Below are 20,344 nucleotides of genomic sequence, written 5' to 3'. Positions count from 1 at the left end.
TAAAAAGTATTTAATTTAGGAAGGGGAAGAATATTATGAAGAAAAAAATATTAATAGTAGGTGGAGTTGCAGGGGGAGCATCTGCAGCAGCGAGACTTAGAAGACTTAGTGAAGAAGATGAAATAATAATGTTTGAAAAAGGGCCTCATGTATCTTTTTCAAATTGCGCACTCCCATATCATTTAAGTGGAGTAATAGATGAAGCTGATAAGTTGGTTCTAATGAGTCCTGAAAAGTTTATGGTTCAATATAAAATTCAAGCAAGAGTAAATAATGAGGTTTTATCAATAAACAAAGAAGAGAAATATGTAAACATTAGAAATTTACAAACTGGGGAAACATATAAAGAAACTTACGATAAGTTAGTATTATCTCCTGGGGCTAAGCCAATTGTACCGAACATATCAGGAATTGAAGAAGTAAATATTTTTACAATTAGAAATGTTGTTGATATAGATAAATTAAACAAGTATGTAAAATCAATTGATATAAAAGATATAGCAGTTATTGGTGGAGGATATATAGGAGTTGAGGCATCAGAAAATTTAAGAGAAGCAGGATATAATGTAGCACTTATAGAAGCAACGGATCAGATACTTCGACCTTTTGATTTTGATATGGTTCAAATATTTCATAAAGAGATATTTGATCGTGGAATAAACTTAATAGTTGGCGATAAAGTTGAAAAATTTGAAAAAGATACAGTAATTTTATCTTCAGGTAAAAAAATAAATGCAAAAGTTGTTGTTATGGCTATAGGAGTATCTCCTGAAACTGATTTAGCTAAAGGTGCAGATTTAGAAATTGGTGAAACTGGAGCAATAAAAGTAGATCAAAATTATAGAACGAATGATAATAATATATATGCAGTTGGTGATGCAATAGAAGTTTACAATTCATTAACTCATTCTATGGCAAAATTATCACTTGCAGGTCCAGCCCAAAAAGAAGCTAGATCTGTTGCAGATCATATTAATGGAAAAAAGGGTTTAAATAAAGGATATATTGGGTCATCTGCTATAAAAGTTTTTGATTATAATGGAGCATCAACAGGATTAAATGAAGCACTTATAAATGTTCTAAATATGAAAATTAAGTATGATGTTGTAAGGGTAATACTTACTGATAAAGTAGGAATTATGCCTGATTCATCTCCCGTACATTTAAAATTATTATATGAAGTTCCAACTGGAAAAATTTTGGGTGCTCAAGCAATAGGTAAAGGTGATGTTACAAAAAGGATAGATGTAATTGCGACTGCAATAAAATTTGGAGGAACTGTGGAAGATTTAAAAGATTTAGAATTATGTTATGCACCACCATTTTCTACAGCAAAAGATGTTGTTAATTATGCAGGATATGTTGGTTCCAATCTTTTAAATGGAGATTTTAAGCAAGTTAATGTTGATTTAGTTAGAGGACTTGTGGAGCATAATGCTTTTATAATAGATGTTAGAGAAAGAGGAGAGTATTCTAATGGTCATATAAAAAATTCTATTAATATTCCATTAAGCGAACTAAGAGAAAGAACTAATGAGATTCCAAAAGATAAACCAGTATATCTTCACTGTAGAACTGGTCAAAGAAGTTATAATGCTACACTAGCTCTTCAAAATTTAGGATTTAACAATGTTTATAATATAACAGGAAGCTTTTTGGGAATATCACTTTATGAATATTTTAATGATGTAACTCAAAATAGAGAAAGTATTGTTACAGAATATAATTTTAGATAAATTAATTAGGCATAGAAAATAAAATATACTAGTATATAGACTTATTATTTTTTGAAAGTGACTTAAGTGATTAAGTCACAGAAATAGCAAAAAGATGAAGTTATAATTAAAGTATAAGAAGTAATGAAAATTAGAAAATATGAATTGGAGGAATTAAGTATGGTTAAAGCAATAAATGGAAATGAATTTGTTGAAAATGTTGAAAATACTAAAGGGGTAGTAGTTGTTGATTTCTCTGCAACTTGGTGTGGACCATGTAAGATGTTAGGTCCAGTGTTTGAGGGAGTTAGTAATAAAATGGGAGACAGAGCTAAATTCTTTAAGGTAGATATAGATGCAAATGGAAATATAGCTCAAAAATATAGAATATCTGCAGTTCCAACTATGATTATTTTTAAGGATGGAGTTCCAGTAGAAAACTTGGCAGGTTTTATGCCAGAACAAAATATAACCAACAAGGTAAATGCATATTTATAGAAATAGTTTAATAAAATATTTTTATGGACTTAGTATTATTAAATATTAATATAATAATATCAAATATAAAAGGGAAACATATCTAGATTAATTAGGATGTGTTTCCCTTTTAAGTTTATCTATGAATAAATTTATTAACTTATTATCAAATCTAAACTCCAAAAAGCAATGTTATATTAAAGTACAATCTAAAATATAGTTATATGTGTGATAAAGTCACAGACGATAATAACTATATTAACTAAAATTGAATTAAGATATTTCAATTAATAAACTGAAATTATGACTATACATAAAAGTTTTTGTAGTAATAGTAATTTCATATTTTTGGGATATTAATTGTTAAATTAATAACATTAAGCATAATTAGAAAATATATAAATTTATAAGAAGGAGAGATTCTTATGGCTAAAAAGATTATTATTGTTGGTGGGGTTGCAGGTGGTGCATCGACAGCAGCTAGGCTTAGAAGATTAGATGAAAATGCTGAAATAATCATGGTGGAAAAAGGTGAATATATATCTTTTGCTAACTGTGGACTTCCGTATTATATAGGGGAAACTATTGATGAACGAGGAAAATTGATAGTTCAAACAGTAGAGGAAATGAGTGAAAAATTTAATTTAGATATAAGAAATTTAAATGAAGTTTTAAGTATTGATAAAGAAAATAAGAAAGTAAAAATAAAAAATCACAAAACAGAAGAAGAATATGAAGAATCATATGATGTTTTAGTTTTATCTCCAGGAGCACATCCATTAAAACCGCAAATACCTGGAATAAATGAATGTGATAATTTATTTACGCTTAGAAATATACCAGATACAGATAAAATTAAATATTATGTAGATAATTATAAGCCTAAACACGCAACTGTAATAGGCGGAGGATTTATAGGTCTTGAAATGGCTGAAAACCTTCATGCTAGAGGAATTGAAATTACACTTGTAGAAGCAAGCGAGCAAGTAATGGCTCCTCTTGATATAGAAATGGCAAGTATAATACATGAACATTTAATAGATAAAAATGTAGAATTAATATTAAAAGATGGTGTGGCTGGCTTTGAAAACAATGGGAAAAAGATAATATTAAGCAGTGGAAAAGAAATAGTAACCGATATGATTATATTATCAATTGGTGTTAAACCAGAAACAATAATTGCAAGAGAAGCTAATCTTAACTTAAATGCATATAATAGTTGATAAATTTATGAAAACTTCTGATACTAGCATTTATGCTTTAGGAGATGCAGTAGAAGTTATGGATTTTGTAAATAAAAAGCCTACAATGATTCCACTTGCATGGCCTGCTAATAGACAAGGAAGAATAGTTGCAGATAATATATGTGGAAAAAATGTTGAATATAAAGGTACCCTTGGTTCATCAGTAGCTAAGGTCTTTGATTATACAGTGGCTACAACTGGTAACAATGAAAAAACATTAAAGAGATTAGGAATAGAATATGAAGCTATCCATATTCATCCAGGCTCTCATGCAGGATATTATCCAGGTTCTTTTCCTATAGCTTTTAAGATGTTATTTGATCCAAAGTCAGGAAAAATATTTGGAGGTCAAGGGGTAGGTCTTGATGGAGTTGAAAAACGTATAGATGTACTTGCTACAGCTATTAAAGGTAATCTTACAGTTTTTGATTTACAAGACATTGAGCCTTGCTATGCACCTCCATATAATTCAGCTAAAGATCCAGTTAATATGCTTGGATATTATGCTTCAAATATTATAGAAGGACTTACTGAAATAATTCAATGGTATGAAATAGATAAATTAGATAAAGATAATTCTATAATAATAGATGTACGAGAAGAATTTGAGCTAGTTACAGGTGGCTTTGAAAATTCTATTCATATTCCCCTTGGACAACTTCGTGACAGACTTAGCGAAATACCAAAAGATAAAAATATATATGTTACATGTCAAGTTGGACTTAGAGGATATGTTGCTTGCAGAATGCTTTCTCAAAATGGAATCAAATGTACAAATATAGATGGAGGCATAAAGACATATTTATATGTAAAGAGAGCACAAGAAAGTATTGAAAATCAATACAAAAATAATAAAGATATAAAAGATGAGGTAGCTGTAATGAAATTAGAAGATTTAGATATAACAGAAATAAATGCTCATGTTACTTTAAATGCATGTGGGCTTCAATGTCCAGGACCAATAAAAAGAGTATTTGAAGAAATTAATAAAATGGAAGATGGGAATGTTCTACAAGTTAAGGCAAGCGATCCTGGGTTTAGTAAGGATATAAAATCATGGTGCAGTTCAACTGGAAACACTTTATTAAAAGCAGAATTTGATAATAAAGAAAAGGCCTTTGTAGCTTATATACAAAAGGGAACAGGAGCAGTATCAACTGAAAAAACATCTTCACCACAAGTTGTAGAAAAAAATGGAGCAACCTTAGTAGTATTTAGTGGAGATTTGGATAAGGCAATAGCTTCATTCATAATAGCAACAGGGGCAGCATCTATGGGGAAAGAAGTGACTATGTTCTTTACATTCTGGGGACTTAACATATTAAAGAGCAAAGATAAACCTAGCGTAACTAAGGATACTATGGAAAAAATGTTTGATGTAATGCTTCCAGGACATCCAGGAAAATTACCGTTATCACAAATGAATATGATGGGAATGGGACCTGCAATGATTAAGCAGATAATGAAAAAACATAATGTTGATGATTTAGAAACTCTAATAAAAAATGCTATAGATATGGGCGTTAAAGTAGTTGCATGTGCAATGAGTATGGACTTAATGGGAATAAAAAAAGAAGAATTTATAGATGGTGTTGAAATAGGGGGAGTTGCTTCATATTTAGGATCAACAGAAGGCTCTGGATTAAATCTATTTATATAAAAAAGAAGACTTAATGCATTTTATAGAAATTGTTCCAGTTGGAGTTTTAGAACTTATAAATAGACAGAGTGAAGTATATAGTTATATAAAACCTTAAACTATTTATAGTGTTAAATAGAATTTATTGCTCATAAATAATATAGACTTAAAAAATAATAAAAATATAGGGGACTTTGATTTATTTAGTCCCCTATATTTTTATTATAATTTTTCAACATGTCTATAAATACTAAAGTACCTTTTGAGGGGATAATCCCTTTTTGCATGATATATGAAAATTGACGAGTATAATTTTGAGAAGTTTCTAAAATAGAAATTTCTTTATTTTTTAATGGATTTTCAATAACTAGAGATGATATAAACATAATACCTAAGTTATTTTTAACGGCTTCTTTTACAGAATAATTACTTCCAAATACAATAATATTTTTAGCATTTATATTATTAGTAGATAAGAAAAGATTTAAATATTCTCTTGTTCCAGAACCAACCTCTCTACTAATCCACGTCTGATTTTGTAGTTCATCAATTGATAATTTTTTATTGACTAGATCATGATTATAAGGAACAACAACCTCCATTTTGTCAGTATGAAAATTATCAGTAACAAAGCTAGATGATGGAACTGTACCTTCAACTAATGCTAAATCAACTTGAAAATTTTTAACTTTTTCACATATGTTATGAGTATTTTCAATTGTAACCTCCAATTCTAAATCTGGATAAGCTTTAGCAAAGTGCCCTAAAAAAGCTGGCAAAAAATATTCCCCTATAGTAAAACTTGCACCTATATGCAATTGACCTTTTACTACATTTCCATAATCCAATAAATCATTTTTTGTATCATTTAATAATTTAATAATTTGTTTTGCACGTTCGTAAAGTAAATAACCTGGCTGAGTTATATTTATATTTTTTTGTTTAATTGAACGTTGTATTAAAGTTGTATTGAAGTATTCTTCAAGATGTTTGATGTGTAAGCTTACACTTGGTTGAGATAAATTAATAGCTTCAGCAGCTTTAGTAAAATTTTTATATTCTACAACTGCTATAAATGTTTTAAGTTCCTCTATCATAAAATTCATCCTTTTTAAGATCATTAAGAAAACTAATGATTATTATAATATATATATATTTTACTTATGGTTATACACCTATTATACTCAAACATGTAAAGAAATTACTTCATATGGAGATTATGTTTTTGAAGGGTGATGGGTGATATAAATGATATTAAATTTATTTGAAAGTAAAGATATATTAAAAAGATTAAATAAAGTTTCGAAAATTTTACCAGGACTTATAGTATGTGTGATAGTTGCTTGGATAGGAAAGTATATAGAAAATTATGTTCCTAGTATAGGTGGAGCATCTATAGCAATATTTATAGGTATGGCAGTTGGAAATACATTTTGTAATAAAAGGATATATGATAAAGGATCTAAATTTGCAGAAAGTGAATTATTATCTTATTCTATAGTTTTACTTGGAGGAACCTTAAGTGCACAAACTATATTAAACTTAGGAATTTCAGGAGTAGCATTTATAGCATTGCAAATGGTTATAACAATTACTTTTGCAATTCTAATAGGAAAAAAGCTTGGCTTTTCGCAAAACTTTAGTTTTTTAATGGCAAGTGGAAATGCAGTTTGTGGATCTTCTGCTATAGCAGCCACTGCACCTGTTATAGAGGCAGATGATAATGAAAAAGGTATAGCAATAACAATAGTAAATGTTACAGGTACAGTTTTAATGCTTCTTCTTCCACTTATTGCAAAAACAGTGTTTTTATCAGAGACAACAAAAACATCTGCTTTGATAGGCGGAATACTCCAATCCATAGGACAAGTTGTTGCAAGTGGTAGCTTAGTAAATGAACAAGTAAAAGATTTATCTACTATATTTAAAATAGTTCGTATAATATTTTTAGTTTTTGTTGTATTAAGCCTAGGAACAATGAAAAAGAAATCTTCTAAGGTAAACTCTAAAAAGTCTAATTCGAAGATAAAGATACCTTGGTATGTAATAGGCTTCTTCATTATGTGCTTCTTATTTACACTAAATATAATTTCACCACAAGTTTCTAAAATATTAAAATCACTAAGTAATAATTTTGAAATAATTGCCCTTGCAGGGATTGGAATGAGAGTAAATTTTAGAGAACTTATAAAATTAGGGGCTAAAGCTTCAATTTATGCATCAGGAGTTGCTTTAGTTCAGATAGTATCTGCAATTGTACTTATTACTGTACTTTTATAAATAATATATTTGTCAATATGCACCAGCCATGGCAGAAGCTTGTTATGCTATTGGAACAAATTTAGTTTATGATAAAGAACCTCTTGAGAGTACACAATATCAATTTGATGAGACAGGAGTTGCAGTTCGTATAAAATATAAGGAATATGAAGATTAAAATCATATAATAATATTCTTATAAATTTTAAATTTTAGACAAAGGTTAATGTTTCTCTCATCCAAAGGAAACGAATTACAGGCTATGTCATAAATTACGCAGGTTTTTAAAGATTGAGGTTTACATAGCTTGCACGACCCAGTGAATTATTGTTGCCTGCTGCAGCAAGGAAATTATCCAAGCCCTAAAGGGCATAGACAATTGAATTATAATTTTTGCGAAGCAACTACTGAAATAAAAAGTATAAACGATGTTCTTTGAGAATTGAATAATGTGGTGTTTTTAGCGAAATTGTTTCTAAAGCTTTATCCTATTAATTTGATTGTTATAGGCAATATGCTATAATTCCTTTAGTATATAATTCTAGATAGTAATGTAAGATATTGTGGTGCGAAGATTATAGTAATAGACGGGGTGATAAAATGATATTCTCTATAGATAATTGGGTAGAAGAACTTGTGTTAAAAATAAAAAATGTATATGGAGATAAGCTTTCCTTTATTGGTTTGCAGGGAAGCTATAGACGTAAAGAAGCGAGTGACAATAGTGATGTAGACATTGTAGTTATTTTAAATGAACTGACTATGCAAGATTTAAAAAAATATCAAGCGATAATTTCACAAATGCATTACAAAGAAAAGGCATGCGGATTCATTTCTGGAAAAAGTGAGATTATAAGTTGGGAAAAATCTGATTTGTTTCAATTTTATTATGATACGCAACCAATCTACGGTAGTATAGATTATTTGTTGCCGTTGATTAGTAAAGCGGATATTAAACGTGCTATAAAGATAGGGGCATGTAATTTGTATCATGCGTGCTGTCATAATTTTATTTATGAAAGAAATATAGAAATTTTATCAGCACTTTACAAATCTGTATTTTATATTTTGCAAGCTAAATATTTTGATAAAACAAAAAAATATATAAATAGTAAGATTGACTTGTCAAAACTACTAAATGATACAGATAGAGAGATAATGGATATTTGCATTAATAGAAAAAAATTGATTGAAATAGATGAAGGTGAATTTTCCTTATATTCTGAGAAAATAATTACATGGAGCAGTTCTCTTTTGAAAACATACTGACAAATTTTAATCATTAATATTCTTATTTAGAGCTACAACTGAAAAAGTGAACAATTTTTAGGAACACCGCATTATTCAAGTGAAATCTACGGTTTTCTTTTGCGTCGCATAACTAAAATTAAGTGCATATAAAGAACTTAATTGTCATAATAATGACATATATACAGTGTGATATATGGAGTATAGAAATAGTTAAAGAATTATTTACCCCTTATTAAATAATTTCTTTACACATATTTAGAATGACTTATTTCCCCTAGTAAGTCATTTTTTTTATAGCAACTTTAACACTTTGTGTCTCAGAAGTACCCCTAAGGGAAACAAAGATTTCCAGGTACAAGCTATTTAATTAAAATATAAACTAGATGATGTTCAAGAAACAATAAATTCATTTTATACATTTGATATGATAATTGATACTTTAGATAAAAAACTAACTTTAGACATGATAAAAGAATGGCATGGTAGTCTAATGTATAGAACTAGCTTATATGATATGGGACTTGCTGGAATATTTAAAAAATATCAAAATAAAATACTTGGAGCTGATTTTGAAACGGTAAGTCCTTTGGAAGTTGAAGATAAGTTAAATATTCTAATAAATAATTTTAATTCATTGGAAAAAGTAAAAATCGAGAATATAGCAAGATTTCATTTAGAATTTGAAGTTATTCATCCATTTCAAGATGGCAATGGTGGAATAGGACGATTTATATATTTAAAACAATTATTAGATAATAGATTAGCACTAAAATATATGAACGGTGAATCAGCTGACGAATATAAAAAAGCATTAGGTGCTGCTTCAAAAGATGAAATAAAACCATTAATTCAATATATAGAAGATCAAAAAGATTTTATAGTGGAAAATAAAAATATGTTTTAATAATTTATGTCCTGTAAGGATACCTAGTGGGCATGCAGAATGGAAATTAGATATAAAATCATTTCTATATAGCAATGTCGAGTGAATTTAAGTTAACACAATGTGTAAATAATTTTTCCATTAAGGGAAAGACGGCACTAAACTTAAAAGAAATTATTAAAATACTTAAAAGCCCCTAGATAGCAGTAAATTTAAAATTAATAAGATTCCCTTGTGTGAGTAATTTATTTGGTATTTTTCTAAACTAATTATAGAAGAATTTAAAGTTTTAGCACAAAATAATAGTTAACTTAAATGAAATTAATGATTTTATAGAACGACATATTGGTGAAGTATTTTAATAGAATAAAAAAATAAAATGTATTTATAATTAAGACATGCAGTTTAATTAAAGTTGTATGTCTTTAATTAGGTGAAATTTTTTATTGAAAAGTAACTTTCAACGTTTTAGTGTTGCATAAAGCAACAATTTTCAATGAATAATTATTGAGTATCAAGGACAACCTTCAATTATAAGAATGGAGGTTGTTTTTGATTATGGATAAACTTGCAAATAGAAGTGTGTTTAGAAAATTAATTAAACTTATTGATGGGAATATTGGAAGAAAATTAAGAAAAGCGAATAATGAATATAAATACTCAAAGTGTTATACAGGTCGGGATCATATTCTAACAATGTTGTTTTTACAAATCTCCGGCTGTGATGGCTTAAGAGATATTAATGCTAAATATAAAAATTCATCGAAGATAAGTAAGGATTTCAACATGCCAAGTTATTCCCAAATATCTAGATTAAATAAGAGTAAGTCATCAGATTTATTTAGAAATGTTTTCGAAGAATTATTGGTAAAAGCTGATAAAGAAATGAATTCTTCAGTTAAAATAAAAAACTTTAAAGATATTAAAATAATAGATTCATCAGTAGTTAGTATAGGTAAGGGCTTAGCCCCTGAACTCTATTATGAAGATGAAAAATCTGCTATTAGAATTAGTACTCTTTTATCATTTGGAACTAAGTTACCTGATAAAATTAGCATCCGCCCTGCTAAAGTAGGAGAACGTAGTTGTATTGACGGCTATGTTAATTCGGATAAAAATATATATTTATTTGATAAGGGATATTTTAAGTACTCTTGGTATGATGAGATGAGTCATTATAATTATAAATTTATCACAAGACAACAAAGCAACTCTGTTACGGAGGAGTATTTATCCATTTATACTGGAGTAGATAATCTATATGATTATATTGTTACAATGGGGTCTGATTATAGTAAAAATAAAACTAAATATAAATATAGAGAGATTCTATATTTTACTAAGGACTCCGACGAAGAATTCCGTTTAGTTACTAACATATTCGATATGCCAGCTGAAGACATAGTATCTCTCTATAAAAAGCGTTGGGATATTGAGTTATTCTTTAAATGGATAAAACAACATCTGACCATTAAAAAATGGGTCGGAAGAACCCTTAACGCAATAACCATACAAATATATAGTGCCCTTATTATCTATATTTTATTACTTTTAATAAAATATAGATTTAAAAGTAATTTAAGCACTTTTGATGTACTCCGAAAGTTTCAGACTAATATATTAGAAAGATATGCTCTAAGGAATATTTTGTTACTGTGACTAATTATTAAAGTTAAAATTTTCTTGAAAAACCAAGGGGTATCTTTACAATATTTTATATACATAATATCACTTAAAAACATCTATATTACAATTTATAAAACTCCAACCAAATAAAATGTTATTGATTGGAGTTTCAAATATTATACTATAAATATTTTGTCTTTATGCAACATCAAAACTTTCAACGTATTTTTATATTTTTTATAGCCACCATTTTTGTGTAGAAATATTTTTGAAATATATCATAAAAAAGTTTTCTTTATGATATTAAAAATTAATTATTACAATGAAGGCATACATATATTAATAATTAACAGTAAAATTGTATATAAATTTAGCATAAATCATTAGAATTAGAAAAGGAAAGTATTAAAATAATATGGATTAGTCACAAGATTATTACAAAACACTACAAGCCACACTATGACTGGATTTAGAAGGTTTATAAACTATAAAAACAGATTTAATTGCAGAAGTGAGAAACACATAAAAAAAGCTGTACTACAAGGTATCAAAACCAAGTAATACAGCCTTTTCTTTAAATAATTGGTGCCGCTAGCCGGATACATAAGTAGCTTGTTCACTAGTATTCAGTAATGCTTGAAAAGCGCATGGTTACGCCGTTTTGTATATAGACAAGCAACTTCGATTTTTAGTAGTTTTTGGTGCCGTAGTGGGAAAAATAGTGGGAAAAATATCAGCTTGTAGCTAAGTGATATCAATGCTTCAAAGAAATATTGAAAAATGAAATTGAAAATTAAATTAAAGTAATAAATTAATGGGATATTAAAATCAAGAAGTGATATTATTTTAGTGGTCAAGAAGATAACGCATAAATGAAGCAATTAAACTGTTTATATTGTTAATTTCTTAGGCTATAATATAATAAAGATATTATTTATCTGATGTCTAGCCTCTGTAACATTCCCACTTCTATAAGTGGGAGATAAGTAAGAGTCCAAAAGTGAGAGTCCAAATTTTATATTTGGGTTCTCGAACTTTCCCCTTGTGGGCATCTTGTATTTGGTTACTCGAACTTATGCAAATCACATTAGTGATTGTATAACAGCGGCACGACCCTAGACGAGGTACCCTTTGAAGGTACGAGGTCCTCCTTGTGGGGATAAGTTCAACTAAGATTCAGATGGGGATCAAACCCCATCTGAATCAAGTTTTACTTGATTGGAGGAAGCTGTATGGAAAAAATAAATGAAAACAGTAATTTATATGATCAATTTTTAAAATACTCTTATGCAGATTTAAATGAATTGTTTAAAAAGGCAAAAACAAAAGAAGAACAAGATTTTTATATTGCTTTATCTGATATAGTGCTACAAAAGGAACAAGAAAGAGTAATAGGTAAAAATTGATGGCTACGTATACTATATTTGCAGGTGTAAATGGTGCTGGAAAAACACAATATATAAGTCTATTTATTATGAAAAAAATAAAAGTGAAAATAGAATAAATACAGATGAGATGGTAGCAAGAGTTGGTACATGGAAAGGTAATAATCTCCAAGTTAAGTGTGGAAGAGAAGCGGTAAAACTTATAAATTATTATATAAAAAATGATATATCATTTAATCAAGAAATTACTCTTTCGGGTAAAAGTATTGTTAGAAATATAAAAAAAGTAAGGCAAGAAGGTTTTCATGTAGTGATGAACTATATTGGAGTTGACACTCCTGATATTGCTAAAGAAAGAGTTAGAATTAGAGTCTTGAAAGGTGGACATGGAATTCCAGAAGACACTATAGAAAGAAGATATTATGAATCACTAGATAATTTAAAAGAAGTATTAGATATATGTAATGAAATAAATATATATGATAATACAAATAAATTTAAACGTGTAGCTTATATATGCGATGGAATAATTAGATGGAAAAGAGATATGATTCCTGAATGGAGTAGGGACATTTTAAAGTAAAGTTAGCTTAATGTTTCTATTAAGCTAGTTTTTGCGTGCAATAATAATATTATTATTGATATGAAAGAAATACTTTGTGTAAAGGTATTTTCAGGAATGGCAACACCATATTATTATTATTCTAATGATAGAAATAAAATAGCTTTTGTTAGAGTCGGAAATCAATCAGTAACAGCACCATCACATATATTAAATAAATTAATATTAAAAGGTCAAAATAGGACTTTCGATTCTATAATTTCTGAATATGATATTGGAGATTATAGATTTACTTTATTAGAGGCAACTCATAGACAAAGAACTGGAGAGGTAATGGAGAATAGAGATTATATTTCTTATGGGCTTGTGAGTAAAAATGGAAAACTTACTAATGCAGGAGCATTATTTTCAGATCAATGTCCTATAATTAATTCTAGAATCCTTTGCACTAGATGGAATGGTATGACTAAAGGCTCAATATTTGATGATGCAATTGATGATAAAGAGTTTAGTGGAAGTTTGATTTATATTTTAGATAGTGCTGTAAATTTTATAAAAAACTATATGCATTAGCAGATACCTTAAATAATATAGTTGAAAACAATTTATTAAAATGCTGTACTACTCACCGAAATGAATGGTACAGCATTTTAATATGGTTATAATTATAGAAGAGAGGGGGCTTTATATATCATCAAATTCATATTGTACGCCAGTATTTTCTTTTATATTATAATCAAGGTTTTCATAACCTTTAAGTCTCTTATTATACATTTTTACTAACAGAGGAATATTCTTGTCTACGTAGTCATATATTTTCACCATATTTTTTCCTTCATATCGTCTTTGTAATCTTCCAGCATATTGTTGTAGTACACCTTTCCAAGATATGGGCATTGTTAAAAACAAAGTATCTAAACGTGATTCGTCAAAACCTTCACCAATATATTTTCCTGTTGCTAGTATTATAAATTGTTCTTCTTTAGAAAATGATTTTATCATATCAAGTGCTAAGTTCCTTTGTTTAGTTCCCATTCCACCTTTTAGTACCACAATTTTATCAGTATATGCACTAAGCATGTTTGATAAAATATTTAGATGTTCAACTCTTTCCGTTAAGATAAGTGGGGTAGAGCCAAGTTTAAATGATTCAATAATATCATTTATAATTAATTCATTTCTAAATTTATCATTCATAATTTCATCATATAGCTCTGATAATTTTAATTTAGATAAATCTATATAAGATTGTAGTTCATTATTTCTTGGGATAAGCATATGTGCAATTTTTTTCTCGTTTTCGACTTTACTAGCTGCTTTATGGACTATTGGACCACATTGCATTGTTATGATTTTATCGTATTTATCTTTTCTGTAGGGAGTAGCCGTTAATCCTAAAACATATTTCGTTTTTGCTACTTTCATAAGTTTTTCAAAAGTAAATGCTGCTATATGGTGACATTCATCTATAATAATTTGTCCGTAATTGTTTAATATTTCATCGAGATCATTATTTTTGTTTAAAGTTTGCATAGTTGCTATATCAATTATATTGCTTGTTTTTTTCTTACCGCCACCTAATCTTCCGATATTATCTTTGCTTAGCTCCAAGAACATTAATAATTTCTCTTCCCATTGTTCAAGCAACTGTATACTATTTACAATTATTAAAGTATTTACTTTTCTAGTGGCAATAATACTTGCAGCAACAACTGTTTTGCCAAAGGCAGTAGAAGCCCATAGAATACCATTATCATGTTTTAAAATAGCTTCTGTCGCAATTTGCTGATAATCATATAATATACCCTTGAATACTACATCAATGTTAATTCCGAATACTCTCTTATCTTGTATATTAACCTTAACTTTATTTCCTTCAAATATACTACAAACTTCTTGTAAAAGGCCTCTTGGTAATACTAGAAATTTTCCATATTCATTGAAACAATTAAGAATCTTTGGAGTTTTGTAAACTGATAACCTTAAAGCTTGCTTTTTATAGTAATCAGGATTATTTATTATAGCAGTTTTTTTAATAAGATTTAATAGTTCAGTTGTCAAAATTGTGGCATCAATATAAATACCATTACTTAAGATTATGTTTATTTCAGAAGGCATATCTATTATATTATTGTTACGTAATATTTTTTTATCAGAGATAATATTGTTTACAGATTTATTGCTATTTATTGATAAATGATTATTAAGTTCCTTTTCTAATAATTCTATTATTGCATTTACTTCATCTAAAGTTACTTTCTCAACATTGGATAGATATGCCCATTGATCTTTATAATATTCAAAATTAGTATCCACAAATAAACTGTTTTTATTTTTTGCTGGTATCCTTTGTAATGGCAAAGCTATTAGATTACCAAAGCCACCTTTAGGCATTTTATCTTGATTAGGAAATAACCTATCATAGGAGCCTAAATTTAATCCTATATTATTTTCAAGTGTGTAATTTAAAATTGAATTTCCAAAGTATCTAGCTATTCTAGCTGAGATTTCTTCATTGAAGAATATCCAAAGGTGACAACCGTCACCTGATCTAGAACGTTCAATATATGTAGAAATATTAAATTTGTTAAATGTATCAACTACTAATAAAGAATCTTTTTGCCAGCTGTTACCATCAAAATCAATGGCTAAAAATTTACACTTATCATTTGGTAAAAGAGGATATAGTCCTATTGTTTTTTGACCAGATAGATGCTCTAGAATATCTGTATCTTTTAAAACTTTAAATTTTCTAAAATCACAATCACTACATTTGATTTCAGATTTATTACAAATGCCATGTTTCCATTCATTCATGCAATATGGTTTATATCCATGTTTATTTTTAGATTCATTATCAAATCTTAATGCAAAGACATCACATCTGCCATAAAATAAACTTCTATATAACTTAATTTTCTCTTCTAAGGTGGAATTGATATTTATTGAGTGATTGTTTATTTGCTTTTTATTATCAATGCTAGTAGAAATATTGGATTTTAATTCTTCTATTTCTTTTCTTAAAGTATATATTTCAAATTTTAATTTTTTATTTTCATCTAATAATTCATCATAGTTACTCAATTAAACACCTACTTCAATTAGTTATAATATTTTGACAATTCTATTTGCAATTATTTTACCATAATGTATATTTATATACATTACGTTTATATACAAATTATTAAATGAGATGATGAAATACTAAATAAACAATATGTGCACTTATAATACAGGACAAGATTATAAAATCTTTATGATAGAACATAATAAAATAAAAATAGTATTAAGAAAATGTTTATAATGATAAAATAAAATTAGAGTAATAATAAATTAAATATAAATATGCAAGTAAATAAATTTGAATTTATATTTTTATGGAGGAAAATATATGAATAGTATAGAAAATGATAAAAATTTATTAGTTATAGAGGCTATTGAAGGTTTTGCATTTAATCATAATATAAGTAGTAGTAATGCGTTTAAAATATTTGAAAAATACGATCTTATTAAATTAATACGCTCTCAGTATGATGTTTTACATACTCAGAGTTTAGAGGAAAGTATAGGGTTTATTGAGGATGTAGTTAGGAGAAAAGAATATGTTAAGCAATAATGAATTAATGCTATTTCATGGAACTAACAAATTATTTAATGAAGTAGATCTAGAAAAATCTAAGAATAAGCGTGATTTTGGAAAAGGATTTTATACTACCACATTAGAATTACAATCAAAAAGCTGGGCAGAAAATATGTTTATTAGATATGGTGGAGATGGAATTTATGTAATGAGGTTCAAGTTAAAAAACATTTCTCATTTAAAAATAAAGGAATTTAAGGGACTAGATAAAGAATGGCTAAATATGATAAAAAATAATAGACTTAATGGAGGAATCCAGCATGATTATGATGTTGTTATTGGACCTGCAGCAGATGATAATACAATGAGAACAGTAGCGTTATATGTTGAAGGAATTTATGATGAAGATATGGACTTAAAACAATTAGAGTTTTCAAAGTCAAATAATCAAGTTTCACTTCATACTAGTAAAGCATTGAGTAAATTAGAATTTATAGGGAGAGATGAATATGATGAACAAATATTCATATAAAGGACAAGATATAACATTAGATATTTTAATAAAAATTGAAAAGATTGTAAGAATAGTATCTGAAAGAACAGGAAAAACATTTGAAGAGGTTATTAAGGAATTTTATGAATCAAGGACGTATAAAGCATTACAAAATACTGAGTCTGGTTTATGGGCTGAAAGCTCAGAATTTATTGTAGATGAATTACTTAGAGAATGGGAAACTAAAGAATAATATAGTGATAAGAATAATTAGAAATATGGAACAAATGGATGCACAATTTACTGCTGAGATTTGGAATACGAAAAGAGCACGTACACTAATATTCAGTAATGTATAAAAAGCCCACCGTTAAGCCGTTTTGTGTATAGACAAGTAGTTATGGTTTTTAGTAGTTTTTCGTGCCGTAGTGGGAAAGATATCAGCTTGTAGCTAAGTGATATCAATGCTTCAAAGAAATATTGAAAAATAAAATTGAAAATTAAATTAAAGTAATAAATTAATGGAATATTAAAATTAAGAAGTGATATTATTTTAGTGGTCAAGATATGGTCAAGAAGATAACGTGAATGAAGCAATTAAACTGTTTATATTGTTAATTTCTTAGGCTATAATATAATAAAGGTATTATTTAAATGAAAACAGTAATTTATATTATCAATTTTTAAAATACTCTTATGCAGATTTAAATGAACTGTTTAAAAAGGCAAAAACAAAAGAGGAACAAGATTTTTATATTGCTTTATCTGAAATAGTACTGCAAAAAGAACAAGAAAGAGTAATAGGTAAAAATTATTATTTTAAATAATACAGTGATACACAAAAATAATTAGTATTTATATAAAGAAAAATGGTGGTGTGAATAAATGTTTAGTGGAAGAGATATTACAAATGAACAATTATATTTTGCAATATATTGTATAACTGCCTTAAGCCGTAATTTAAATATGGATCCTAGTGAAGTTTATGAACTAATTTCTGAAAGAACAAATATCTTCGATGATTATATAATTAAATATTATGATATATTACATACTCAAGGTGAAGATTATATAGTTAGTGAAATTATTAAATTATTAAAAGATGAGGAGTTAGAAATATGATGATTTATCATGGGTCTAATGTTGAAATAGATCAACCTAAAATAATACAATCTAACAGAGCACTAGACTTTGGGTTTGGATTTTATACAACCACGTTTAAAGAGCAGGCGGAAAAGTGGGCTCTTAGAAAATGTACAAATTTTAAAGGTGAGATTGAGGGCAAACCAACTGTGTCAATATATGAATTAGACTTAGAATTTGCAAAAAGTAATTATAAGGTGCATGAGTATAAAGGTGTTACTAATGAGTGGCTGGAATTTATATTGATGAACAGAAAGGATATAAACTCAAAATCTCCATATGATATAACTATTGGAGAAGTAGCTGATGATCAAGTATTTGCTACAATAAATCTTCTTTCGAGAGGTTGGATAGATGTTAATGTGGCAACTCAAAGATTAAAGTTTAAATTGCCTAATAATCAGGTATGTATTAACAATCAAGAAGTTATTGAAAAATGTTTAAAATATGTTGGTATGGAGGTAGTAAAATAATATGAAAATGAATGAATATGATGAAATAATGGTTATGCTTGTAGATGATATTATTGAAAATATAAGCAGCCTAAAATCTATAAGCAAGTATGAATCAATGAAATTATTTTACACATCGCCTATATGCAAAATGCTTTATCAAAAAAATACAGGACTATATACTCAAAGTGCTGCAAATATTGCATATAGATGTATTAATTAAAATAGAATGAGTAAAGGTAATAGACATTTGTGAATTAAGTGTTTATTACCTTTTTTATGTAAAAGAAAAATTTCATACAAAAAAGTATATAAATTATATATATATATAAATACTCAAATTTATATTGAGAAATGAATAAAAAGCTAGGCAGAAGCCTAGCTTTAATCAAACATACAATTAATCTTCTCATATTCCTTCTTATTCTTATCTTTATTAATCTCAGCATAAACGAGCATAGTCATTTTAATATCAGTATGGCCAACCCAATCCATAACCGTACGTGGATTTATATCTCGGCTCAAGCAATTTGTTATAAATATATGTCTTAAACTATGGTAATGAATATCTGATTTAATTCCAGCCTTATTTAATGCAATTTTCAAATGCCTGTTAGGTTTCTTATTATCAATATAGTCACCATTTTCCTTGCAGAAGATTAGATTATTGTTTAAATATAATTCACCGAATTTTAGTTTATTTTCAATATTCTTTTTCATAAGTGCTTTTATTATAGGCGTAAGCATATTTGGAAGAGGTACTTCTCTTATACTGGTTCTAGTTTTAGGAATAGTTACTCTATTTTCATAGATTTTTTTACCTTCTTTGTTTCTTTCACCAGTCCAAACATATTTAACAGATTTTTTTATTTTAACGCTCATATGATTAAAGTCAATGTCTTTTACTTGTAATGCCATGGCTTCTCCAAGTCTGACTCCACACATTAAACCTATTGATATTATTCCTTCAAGTGGGTCGCCTTCAAGAGCAGCTAAAAAACGTTTTTGATCATCTTCTGAAATATAATTTTCTTTTTCTTCCATGACGCTGTGATTTTTAGGATACACTAATCCTTCTACTGGATTGTATTTAATTTTATTAATTGATTTAGCATATCTAAAGCAGTTTCCGAGGCAGCTGTTCATTGTTTTAACTTGTGATACAGTGTGCTTCTTTAATAATGCTGTAGTTATTTTTTGCAGCGATAACGTATCTATTTCAGTTAATTTGGCTTCATTAAGGCCTTTATTTGGTTTTAAATAATTTCTATAAATACCTTCCCATTTTTCAAATGTAGAATCTTTTAATGATTGTCTTTTAATATTCCACAACCAATCATAATAAAAATTACCCAAAGTTGAATTGTCACTTCTATTAGCAAAGTTATCTTCAAATTCCTTTAACTTTACTTTAGCTTCTTTTTGAGTCTTTCCATAAATATCTTTTCTCATTTGCTTGCCTGTTAATGGATCATATCCGGTAGTGACCATAATGCGCCAATATTTCTGGCCGTTTTTTGTTACCCATCCTGAAGAACCCTCTCCATTTGACCTTTTTGCCATAGCTTTACACCTACTTGATAAAATAATTAATAAAATTAGGATAATAGCATTTGAAACTAAAATCCTATAATG

16 protein-coding genes and 4 pseudogenes are annotated in these 20,344 nt (G+C 27.8%); 17 read left to right on the top strand and 3 right to left on the bottom strand.

The window, feature by feature from the left end; translation table 11 throughout:
* The first annotated feature begins 35 nt into the window (after positions 1 to 35).
* The 3 genes and pseudogenes from DIC82_16795 (at position 36) to DIC82_16785 (ending at position 5,096) form a co-directional block, all read left to right on the top strand.
* Entirely contained in the window at positions 36 to 1,736 is a 1,701-nt protein-coding gene (locus DIC82_16795; GenBank protein ID AWK52549.1) for a pyridine nucleotide-disulfide oxidoreductase, read from the top strand.
* 159 nt (positions 1,737 to 1,895) lie between these two features.
* Positions 1,896 to 2,213: a thioredoxin gene (trxA, locus tag DIC82_16790; protein ID AWK52548.1), complete on the top strand. Its 318-nt coding sequence runs from the start codon at positions 1,896 to 1,898 to the stop codon at positions 2,211 to 2,213.
* A gap of 404 nt (positions 2,214 to 2,617) precedes the next feature.
* Positions 2,618 to 5,096: pseudogene (locus DIC82_16785) on the top strand (CoA-disulfide reductase).
* 182 nt (positions 5,097 to 5,278) lie between these two features.
* Here DIC82_16785 and DIC82_16780 read toward each other — a convergent pair.
* Positions 5,279 to 6,172: a LysR family transcriptional regulator gene (locus tag DIC82_16780; GenBank protein AWK52547.1), complete on the bottom strand. Its 894-nt coding sequence runs from the start codon at positions 6,170 to 6,172 to the stop codon at positions 5,279 to 5,281.
* Between the two features lie 151 nt (positions 6,173 to 6,323).
* On the opposite strand from DIC82_16780, the gene DIC82_16775 reads away from it, so the two are divergent.
* The 8 genes and pseudogenes from DIC82_16775 (at position 6,324) to DIC82_16740 (ending at position 13,614) form a co-directional block, all read left to right on the top strand.
* Positions 6,324 to 7,355 carry a putative sulfate exporter family transporter gene (locus tag DIC82_16775; protein ID AWK52546.1) on the top strand — a complete coding sequence of 344 codons (1,032 nt, stop codon included), beginning with the start codon at positions 6,324 to 6,326 and terminating at the stop codon, positions 7,353 to 7,355.
* A 13-nt stretch (positions 7,356 to 7,368) separates the two neighbouring features.
* A pseudogene (locus DIC82_16770) lies at positions 7,369 to 7,512 on the top strand (galactose ABC transporter substrate-binding protein).
* A gap of 422 nt (positions 7,513 to 7,934) precedes the next feature.
* On the top strand, positions 7,935 to 8,603 hold the full coding sequence (locus tag DIC82_16765) for a nucleotidyltransferase domain-containing protein (protein ID AWK52545.1): 669 nt from the start codon (positions 7,935 to 7,937) through the stop codon (positions 8,601 to 8,603).
* A 355-nt stretch (positions 8,604 to 8,958) separates the two neighbouring features.
* Positions 8,959 to 9,489: pseudogene (locus DIC82_16760) on the top strand (cell filamentation protein Fic).
* Positions 9,490 to 10,026: 537 nt separating this feature from the next.
* Positions 10,027 to 11,127, top strand: coding sequence for an IS4 family transposase (locus tag DIC82_16755; protein AWK52544.1), 1,101 nt, complete (start codon positions 10,027 to 10,029; stop codon positions 11,125 to 11,127).
* A gap of 1,199 nt (positions 11,128 to 12,326) precedes the next feature.
* A complete protein-coding gene (locus tag DIC82_16750) occupies positions 12,327 to 12,500 on the top strand; it encodes a hypothetical protein (GenBank protein ID AWK52543.1) in 174 nt (57 codons plus the stop codon).
* Positions 12,500 to 13,062 (top strand): annotated as a pseudogene (locus DIC82_16745) (ATPase). Before DIC82_16750 ends, DIC82_16745 begins: the two are co-directional and overlap by 1 nt.
* 96 nt (positions 13,063 to 13,158) lie before the next feature.
* On the top strand, positions 13,159 to 13,614 hold the full coding sequence (locus DIC82_16740) for a hypothetical protein (GenBank protein AWK52542.1): 456 nt from the start codon (positions 13,159 to 13,161) through the stop codon (positions 13,612 to 13,614).
* 111 nt (positions 13,615 to 13,725) lie between these two features.
* On the opposite strand, the gene DIC82_16735 is transcribed toward DIC82_16740, so the two are convergent.
* A complete protein-coding gene (locus DIC82_16735; protein ID AWK52541.1) occupies positions 13,726 to 16,125 on the bottom strand; it encodes a restriction endonuclease subunit R in 2,400 nt (799 codons plus the stop codon).
* 307 nt (positions 16,126 to 16,432) lie between these two features.
* Between DIC82_16735 and DIC82_16730 the strand changes: the two genes are divergently transcribed.
* The 6 genes from DIC82_16730 (at position 16,433) to DIC82_16705 (ending at position 18,932) form a co-directional block, all read left to right on the top strand.
* Positions 16,433 to 16,657, top strand: a complete 225-nt coding sequence (locus tag DIC82_16730) for a hypothetical protein (GenBank protein ID AWK52540.1) — start codon at positions 16,433 to 16,435, stop codon at positions 16,655 to 16,657.
* Entirely contained in the window at positions 16,644 to 17,153 is a 510-nt protein-coding gene (locus DIC82_16725) for a hypothetical protein (protein AWK52539.1), read from the top strand. Before DIC82_16730 ends, DIC82_16725 begins: the two co-directional genes overlap by 14 nt.
* Positions 17,131 to 17,367, top strand: coding sequence for a hypothetical protein (locus tag DIC82_16720; protein AWK52538.1), 237 nt, complete (start codon positions 17,131 to 17,133; stop codon positions 17,365 to 17,367). The genes DIC82_16725 and DIC82_16720 overlap by 23 nt, the downstream gene beginning before the upstream one ends.
* A gap of 632 nt (positions 17,368 to 17,999) precedes the next feature.
* Positions 18,000 to 18,236 carry a transcriptional regulator gene (locus DIC82_16715; protein ID AWK52537.1) on the top strand — a complete coding sequence of 79 codons (237 nt, stop codon included), beginning with the start codon at positions 18,000 to 18,002 and terminating at the stop codon, positions 18,234 to 18,236.
* On the top strand, positions 18,233 to 18,730 hold the full coding sequence (locus tag DIC82_16710; protein ID AWK52536.1) for a sortase: 498 nt from the start codon (positions 18,233 to 18,235) through the stop codon (positions 18,728 to 18,730). Before DIC82_16715 ends, DIC82_16710 begins: the two co-directional genes overlap by 4 nt.
* 1 nt (position 18,731) lies before the next feature.
* On the top strand, positions 18,732 to 18,932 hold the full coding sequence (locus DIC82_16705; protein ID AWK52535.1) for a hypothetical protein: 201 nt from the start codon (positions 18,732 to 18,734) through the stop codon (positions 18,930 to 18,932).
* 161 nt (positions 18,933 to 19,093) lie between these two features.
* Here the strand turns inward: DIC82_16705 and DIC82_16700 are convergent, their stop codons facing one another.
* Positions 19,094 to 20,272, bottom strand: coding sequence for a site-specific integrase (locus DIC82_16700; protein ID AWK52534.1), 1,179 nt, complete (start codon positions 20,270 to 20,272; stop codon positions 19,094 to 19,096).
* Positions 20,273 to 20,344: the final 72 nt, after the last annotated feature.

The organism is Clostridium beijerinckii (genome assembly GCA_003129525.1).
Lineage (GTDB): Bacteria > Bacillota > Clostridia > Clostridiales > Clostridiaceae > Clostridium > Clostridium beijerinckii_D.
Note: the sequence above shows the minus strand (reverse complement) of the source record. Positions and strands in the feature narration are given on the sequence as shown.

What these genes read in the sequence shown, in the direction of transcription:
- DIC82_16795 (AWK52549.1), top strand. Translation starts at nt 36, where the DNA reads ATGAAGAAAAAAATATTAATAGTAGGTGGAGTTGCAGGGGGAGCATCT.
- DIC82_16700 (AWK52534.1), bottom strand. Translation starts at nt 20,272, where the DNA reads ATGGCAAAAAGGTCAAATGGAGAGGGTTCTTCAGGATGGGTAACAAAA.
- DIC82_16755 (AWK52544.1), top strand. Translation starts at nt 10,027, where the DNA reads ATGGATAAACTTGCAAATAGAAGTGTGTTTAGAAAATTAATTAAACTT.
- DIC82_16750 (AWK52543.1), top strand. Translation starts at nt 12,327, where the DNA reads ATGGAAAAAATAAATGAAAACAGTAATTTATATGATCAATTTTTAAAA.
- DIC82_16715 (AWK52537.1), top strand. Translation starts at nt 18,000, where the DNA reads ATGTTTAGTGGAAGAGATATTACAAATGAACAATTATATTTTGCAATA.
- DIC82_16725 (AWK52539.1), top strand. Translation starts at nt 16,644, where the DNA reads ATGTTAAGCAATAATGAATTAATGCTATTTCATGGAACTAACAAATTA.
- DIC82_16705 (AWK52535.1), top strand. Translation starts at nt 18,732, where the DNA reads ATGAAAATGAATGAATATGATGAAATAATGGTTATGCTTGTAGATGAT.
- DIC82_16720 (AWK52538.1), top strand. Translation starts at nt 17,131, where the DNA reads ATGATGAACAAATATTCATATAAAGGACAAGATATAACATTAGATATT.
- DIC82_16730 (AWK52540.1), top strand. Translation starts at nt 16,433, where the DNA reads ATGAATAGTATAGAAAATGATAAAAATTTATTAGTTATAGAGGCTATT.
- DIC82_16710 (AWK52536.1), top strand. Translation starts at nt 18,233, where the DNA reads ATGATGATTTATCATGGGTCTAATGTTGAAATAGATCAACCTAAAATA.
- DIC82_16780 (AWK52547.1), bottom strand. Translation starts at nt 6,172, where the DNA reads ATGATAGAGGAACTTAAAACATTTATAGCAGTTGTAGAATATAAAAAT.
- DIC82_16740 (AWK52542.1), top strand. Translation starts at nt 13,159, where the DNA reads ATGGCAACACCATATTATTATTATTCTAATGATAGAAATAAAATAGCT.
- trxA (AWK52548.1), top strand. Translation starts at nt 1,896, where the DNA reads ATGGTTAAAGCAATAAATGGAAATGAATTTGTTGAAAATGTTGAAAAT.
- DIC82_16775 (AWK52546.1), top strand. Translation starts at nt 6,324, where the DNA reads ATGATATTAAATTTATTTGAAAGTAAAGATATATTAAAAAGATTAAAT.
- DIC82_16765 (AWK52545.1), top strand. Translation starts at nt 7,935, where the DNA reads ATGATATTCTCTATAGATAATTGGGTAGAAGAACTTGTGTTAAAAATA.